Here is a 6,419-nt window from a genome sequence, read left to right as displayed (position 1 = left end):
CGCTCGGCCTGCGCCTGGTCCGCCGAGCGGGCCGGCGCGGTGCTCAGCGCGCCGGCCGAGCGCCGCAGCGCGTCGACGACGCCGGCGTGCAGCGACGCCGCCGCCTCGTCCGACCACAGCCGGGTTCCGGTGGCGGTCTCGCCCGTCTCGGTGTCGGCGTAGAGCACCATGGACCGGTCGGCGGCCACTCCGCGCCGGTCGCCCGTCACGACGCGCAGCCGCTGCCCGAGGAACGGGCCGGACGCCGCGACAATGTCGCACACGACCGCGCTGCCGGTGCCGCCCGCCGGGCCGAGGCGGGGATCGGCGAGGATGTCGGCTGCCGGCAGCGTCGTGGACCCCTGGACGCACCCGCGCTTGTCGAGCCGCGCGGTGTGCCCGCCCACGGCGGGCGAGTAGCGCGTTCCCGCCACCGCGGCCCGCCGCTGGACGGTGCCTCGAACGACCTTGTCGACGCGCTTGTTGAAAGCGACCACCGCGGCGCCGCGGCCCGGCAGGTAGGCCATGCGCGCGTGCACGCCGACGCGCGGATTGCTGAGCCGCTGTGGCGTGAGGGCGGCGGCCGCGATCGGGTCGAGCGGCGCCGGGAGCGCGTCGAGGAGCCGCAACTGGTGTCCCGGCCACTGCGGCGGCGTCCAGTCCGGGTCGGGGGCGGGGGCGCAGCCCGACACGACAAGCGCGGCGACGAGGAGGGCGGATGCCGCGCCGGCGCGCCGCGCGCTCACGACGCGACTCCGTTCCGGAGCGACCCGATGGCCGGCCGGTGGTCGGCGAGCACCACCGCCAGCGCCGTGCCGGCGACGCCGATGGCGGCCAGCACGACCGTCCACAGCCGCGAGGGGAACGGCTCGCGAGAGGCGGTGGTCTGCGCCAAGCGTTACAGCGCCTCGATGACCTCGCGCATGAGCGCGGCCGCCTCGCTGGGCGTCTTGCCGACGCGCACGCCGGCGGCTTCGAGTGCTTCCTTCTTCGCCTGCGCCGTTCCGGCCGAGCCGGAGACGATCGCCCCGGCGTGGCCCATCGTCTTGCCCTCCGGGGCGGTGAAGCCGGCGACGTAGCCGACGACGGGCTTGGTGACGTTCGCTTTGATGAACTCTGCCGCGCGCTCTTCGGCGTCGCCGCCGATCTCGCCGATCATCACGATGCCCTGGGTCTCGGGGTCTGCCTCGAACGCGGCGAGCGCGTCGATGTGCGTCGTGCCGATGACGGGGTCGCCGCCGATGCCGATCGCAGTGGAGAAGCCGAGGTCGCGCAGCTCGTACATCATCTGGTACGTCAGCGTGCCCGACTTCGACACGAGGCCGATCGGGCCCTTGCCGGTGATGTTGGCCGGTGTGATGCCGACCAGCGACTCGCCGGGCGTGATGATGCCCGGGCAGTTCGGGCCGATGATGCGCGTCTTGTTGCCCTTCGACTTCGCGTGCGCCCACGCCTGCGCGCTGTCGCCGACCGGCACGCCCTCGGTGATGACCACGAGCAGCGGGATCTCGGCGTCGATGGCCTCGACCATGGCATCCTTCGTGAACGCCGGGGGCACGAACGCGATCGAGACGTCCGCGCCGGTGGCGGCCATCGCTTCGGCAACGGACCCGAACACGGGCAGCTCGACATCCGCCCCGTTCTTGTCTTTGTGCAGCACCGTCGTGCCGGCCTTGCGGGCGTTGACGCCGCCGACCACCTGCGTGCCGGCCTTCAGCATCAGCGCGGTGTGCTTGGTCGCTTCGCCGCCGGTGATGCCCTGGACGATGACCTTCGAGTCCTTGTTGAGGAAGATCGACATTTCTCTCCTTTTCGGCCCCAGCCCGTCGACAGGCTCAGGGGCCGGTTGGTCAGGCGGCGGATGCGGCGAGCTCGGCGGCCTTGTCGGCGCCCTCGTCCATGGTGGCGGCGAGGGTCACGAGCGGGTGGTTGGCGTCGGCGAGGATGCGGCGGCCCTCGTCCACCTGGTTGCCGTCGAGGCGCACCACGAGCGGCTTGGACGCGGCGGAGCCGAGCGCGGCGAGCGCGCCCACGATGCCCGTGGCCACGGCGTCGCACGCGGTGATTCCGCCGAAGACGTTGACGAACACCGACTTGACCTGCGGGTCGCCGAGGATGACGTCGAGACCTGCGGCCATCACTTCGGCCGACGCTCCGCCGCCGATGTCGAGGAAGTTCGCCGGCTTCACGCCGCCGTGGCGCTCGCCCGCGTACGCGACGACGTCGAGCGTCGACATCACAAGCCCCGCGCCGTTGCCGATGATCCCGACCTCGCCGTCGAGCTTGACGTAGTTGAGGTCGTTCTCCTTGGCCTTCGCCTCGAGGGGGTCGGTGGCGGTCTTGTCCTCGAGCAGCGCGTGGGCCGGATGGCGGAACTCGGCGTTGTCGTCGAGTGTGACCTTGCCGTCGAGCGCGATCACCTCGCCCGCACCGGAGAGGATGAGCGGGTTCACCTCGACGAGCGTGGCGTCCTCGCCCCGGTACACCTCGTAGAGCTTCACGAGCACGTCGGCGACCTTCTCGGCCAGGCTGGGCTCGAAGCGCGCCGCGCGCGCGATCTCGAGCGCCTTGGCGGGCGTGATGCCCTCCAGCGGGTCGACCTCGACGCGGGCCAGGGCCTCCGGCTTCTCGACCGCGAGCTGCTCGATCTCCATGCCGCCTTCGACCGAGCACAGGCTCAGGTACGAGCGGTTGGCGCGGTCCAGCAGCACGGAGAAGTAGAACTCGCGGGCGATGTCGGCGCCGGCGGCGACCATGAGGCGCTTGACGGTGTGGCCCTTGATGTCCAGCCCCAGGATCGCCTCGGCGGCCGCGTGCGCTTCATCGGGGGTCCTTGCGACCTTGACGCCGCCGGCCTTGCCGCGGCCCCCCGTCTTGACCTGCGCTTTGACGACGACCACGCCGCCCAGCTTCTCGGCGGCGGCCCGCGCCTGTTCGGGAGTGTCCGCGACGATGCCGGCGAGCACCGGCACTCCGTACGCCTCGAAGAGGTCTCTGGCCTGGTACTCGAAAAGATCCACGGGCATTCCTCCGGCGGGACTTGAGGGACGGGATGTCGAGACGATCGACCGGCTCCGAGCCTACTACTCGCGGGCGACAGGCGGAGACGCGCCGGCTCGTGTGCTCTAGGCTCGTCCACGATGAGCGCCGACGCCTCCCCCGCAGCGGCAGACCGCACCGCCGTCGTCTCCGTCGCGCTCGAGCTGTTCCACGAGCACGGGTTCGAAGCGACATCCGTCGACCAGATCGCGCGGGCGGCGGGAGTCTCCCGATCCACCTTCTTCCGCCAGTTCGGCGGCAAGGAGGATGTCGTCTTCGCCGACCACGAAGCGCTGCTGGACGACGTGCGCGCGTTCCTCGCCGAGCGGCACGACGATCCGTGGCGGGCGGTGTGCCAGGCGTCGGAGCGGGTGTTCCGCCACTTCGCCGCCGACCCGGTCGTCGCCCGCCACCGCTACCACGTCGTGCGCGACGTGCCGGCCCTGCGCGAGCGCGAGATCGTCACGGTGTTCCGGTACGAGCGCATCTTCGACGACCATCTGCGCCAGTCGCTGCCCGGACTCGACCCGCTCGACGCGGTCGGCTTCGCCGCGCTGGTCGCCGCGGTGCACAACCACGTGCTGCGCCGGCTGCTGCGCGGCGAGGATGTGCCGCCGGCGGTGCTGCGGGCCGCGCTCGACCGCGCGTGCGACCGGTTCGGTGTCGGCGCGGCCGGCGATCAGGGCGAGGATGTCGTCGTCGCGGTGTTCCCGCGGGCCATGCCGAAAGCCGAGCTCGCCCGCCGCCTTCGCGCGCACTTGGACTCCTGATCGGTCGCTCCGCACGCCCGAGACGGATCGTGGCGACCCCGCTCAATGCCTCACGCTCTGATCCCCCTCATGATCAGAGCGTGAGTATTCCCGATGGGCGACGGGCGGGTGATTGCCACGACTCCCGGCCACCCTCACGCTCTGATCTCCCCCGTGATCAGAGCGTGAGTGTCCGCGGGTGGCATGGCCGGATTGCCGATGATGAGACTAGATCTCATATTTCATGAAACTTAGTCCCAGTAGAATGAGGGAATGCCAGACTTCGCACCCCGCCCGGGGCACTCCGTGGACGGGTACGACGTCGCACAGCGGCTCGGAACCGACTACTACGCGGTCTTCTCCGACATCCCCGCCGACGACCGCGCGCACTGGGAACGGGCGCAAGCCTTCGTCGACGAGGCGGCGGCGCTCATGGTGGACGCGTGGGACGACGCCGCGTACCCGTTCCAGGTCGTGCGCATGATGGGCGAGAGCGATCTCATCGTCGACGGGGTCGCCCACCCCGTCCTCATGCCGATGTCGCCGCTTGCGGCGGGCCTCGTGAACATGGAGCTCTCGCGCGGCGACGGCTCGCTCGGCACGGTCTTGGCCGTGCAGGGCGGGCTCGCGCTGCGCACGATCGCCCTGTTCGGCAGCCCCGACCAGCAGGCGCGTTGGCTGCAGCCTATCGCGCGCGGCGACGTGCTCGCGGCGTTCGCGCTCACCGAGCCCGACCACGGCTCCGACTCCGTGTCGCTGGAGACGACCGCGGCCCGCGACGGCTCAAGCGCCGGAGGCTGGGTGCTCAACGGCGCGAAGAAGTGGATCGGCAACGGCGCGTCCGGCGGCATCACGCTGGTGTGGGCCCGCGTCGCCGACGAGGGCGCCGACGACCACGGCTGCGTCCGCTGCTTCCTCGTCGAGCAGGACACACCCGGATACCGGGGCGAGGTGATCGAGCGCAAGGGGTCGCTGCGCGGCATCCACCAGGCCCTCATCACTCTCGACGAGGTGCGCCTTCCGGCCGACGCCGTGATCCCCGGCACGAGGAGCTTCAAGGATGCCTCGACCGTGCTCTACGCGACGCGCTCCGGCGTCGCGTGGTCGGCGCTCGGGCACGCCACGGCGTGCTACGAGGCGGCGCTGCAGTACGCGCGGCAGCGCGTGCAGTTCGGCAAGCCGCTCGCGGCGTTCCAGCTCGTGCAGGAGCGGCTGGCGCTGATGCTCGACGAGCTGACCGCGATGCAGCTGTACTGCCGGCGCCTCGCCGACCTCGACGCGCGCGGCGAGCTGCGCCCCACGCAGGCCTCGCTCGCGAAGTACCACAACACGCGCGCCGCGCGCCGGGTCGCGTCCATCGCCCGCGACCTGCTGGGCGGCAACGGCATCCTGCTCGACTACCGCGTGATGCAGCACCTTGCCGACATCGAGGCGATCCACACGTACGAGGGCACCGAGAGCGTGCAGTCGCTGCTCATCGGCCGCGACCTCACGGGCTTCAGCGCGTTCGCCTGACTCAGGCCGCGTCGAGCTCGTCCGCGTTTCAGGACCGTGAGACTCAGCGACAGGTCAGCCCGCGCATCAGGCGTCGGGCTTGCGGGCGCGACTGGGCTGCACGCGCGGCGGCTCGCCGGGCATCTTCGGGAACTCGGGCGGAAATGGCAGCTCGCCGAGGCCGTTGTCCAGGTCGCGCTGCCACCATTCCAGCAGCACGTCGATGCGGCCCGGCTCGTCGAAGAGCCCGGCCCACGGATCGCCGACCTCCGCCAGCCGGGCCGGCGCCGAGCGAACCGTGAACGCCGTGGGGTCGACATCCCCCAGCTCGTCCCACGCGACCGGCGTCGACACGGTCGCGCCGGGCAGCGCGCGCGGACTGTACGCGCCGGCCATCGTGCGGTCGCGGCACGCCTGGTTGAAATCGACGAACACCCGCTCGCCGCGCTCTTGCTTCCACCAGCTCATGGTCACTTTGTCCGGCATCCGCCGTTCCAGCTCACGCCCCGCCGCGATGACGGCGTGCCGCACGTCGAGGAACTCCCACTCCGGCACGATCGGGCAGAACACGTGGATGCCGCGGTTCCCGCTCGTCTTGGCCCACGCGTCCAGGCCCGCCTCGGCGAGCACGTCGCGCAGCGCGGGGGCGACGGCGGCCGCGTCGGCGAACTCGGTGCCCGGCTGCGGGTCGAGGTCGATCCGCAGTTCGACGGGGTTGTCGGTGTTCGCCGTGAGCGACGCCCACGGGTGGAACACGATCGTGTTCATCTGCGCCGCCCACACCGCCGTCGCGATCTCGGTGAGGACGAGTTGAGGATGCCTCCGGCCACTGTTGTAGGTCACAGCCACCGCCTCGACGAACGACGGCGCGCCCTTGGGCGGGTTCTTCGAGAAGAAGCTCTCGCCGCCGACGCCGTCCGGGTACCGCTCGAGCGACACGGGCCTGCCGCCGTTCGCGTTCAGGAACGGGTCGGCAACGGCAACGAGGTACTCCACAAGCTCGTGCTTGGTGATGCCGAGCTCGGGCCAGACCACCCGGTTGGGGCTGGACAGCCCGACTTCCCGATCGCCGTGGGGCCCGGGAACGGCCAACGTGATGCGCTCGGTCGCCATCCCTCGACGCTACTCGGCGAGGCCGCGCTGCGGCAGCCGTCGCCA

Annotated in this window: 7 protein-coding genes; 2 read left to right on the top strand and 5 right to left on the bottom strand. The window is 71.5% G+C overall.

Annotated elements, in window-relative coordinates:
- The 4 genes from QM611_RS09375 to sucC form a co-directional block, all read right to left on the bottom strand.
- A partial coding sequence (locus tag QM611_RS09375; protein ID WP_415079644.1) for a hypothetical protein occupies nucleotides 1-725 on the bottom strand: 725 nt, incomplete at its 3' end.
- A complete protein-coding gene (locus QM611_RS09370; protein WP_415079643.1) occupies nucleotides 722-874 on the bottom strand; it encodes a hypothetical protein in 153 nt (50 codons plus the stop codon). The genes QM611_RS09375 and QM611_RS09370, both read right to left, overlap by 4 nt.
- A 3-nt stretch (nucleotides 875-877) precedes the next feature.
- Nucleotides 878-1,780 (bottom strand): succinate--CoA ligase subunit alpha, encoded by a 903-nt coding sequence (gene sucD, locus QM611_RS09365; protein ID WP_415079642.1) that lies wholly within the window; start codon nucleotides 1,778-1,780, stop codon nucleotides 878-880.
- 49 nt (nucleotides 1,781-1,829) lie between these two features.
- Entirely contained in the window at nucleotides 1,830-2,999 is a 1,170-nt protein-coding gene (gene sucC, locus QM611_RS09360) for an ADP-forming succinate--CoA ligase subunit beta (protein ID WP_415079641.1), read from the bottom strand.
- A gap of 120 nt (nucleotides 3,000-3,119) precedes the next feature.
- On the opposite strand from sucC, the gene QM611_RS09355 reads away from it, so the two are divergent.
- The gene (locus QM611_RS09355; RefSeq protein WP_415079640.1) at nucleotides 3,120-3,788 is read left to right on the top strand and encodes a TetR family transcriptional regulator; all 669 of its coding nucleotides are present in this window, start codon (nucleotides 3,120-3,122) and stop codon (nucleotides 3,786-3,788) included.
- A 252-nt stretch (nucleotides 3,789-4,040) separates the two neighbouring features.
- Nucleotides 4,041-5,282, top strand: coding sequence for an acyl-CoA dehydrogenase family protein (locus QM611_RS09350; protein WP_415079639.1), 1,242 nt, complete (start codon nucleotides 4,041-4,043; stop codon nucleotides 5,280-5,282).
- Nucleotides 5,283-5,348: 66 nt separating this feature from the next.
- Here the strand turns inward: QM611_RS09350 and ligD are convergent, their stop codons facing one another.
- Entirely contained in the window at nucleotides 5,349-6,374 is a 1,026-nt protein-coding gene (gene ligD / locus QM611_RS09345) for a non-homologous end-joining DNA ligase (RefSeq protein ID WP_415079638.1), read from the bottom strand.
- Between the last annotated feature and the right edge of the window lie 45 nt (nucleotides 6,375-6,419).

Origin of the sequence: Microbacterium sp. (assembly GCF_047606685.1) — a bacterium.
GTDB lineage: Bacteria > Actinomycetota > Actinomycetes > Actinomycetales > Microbacteriaceae > Microbacterium.
This window is presented reverse-complemented; position numbering and strand designations above follow the sequence as displayed.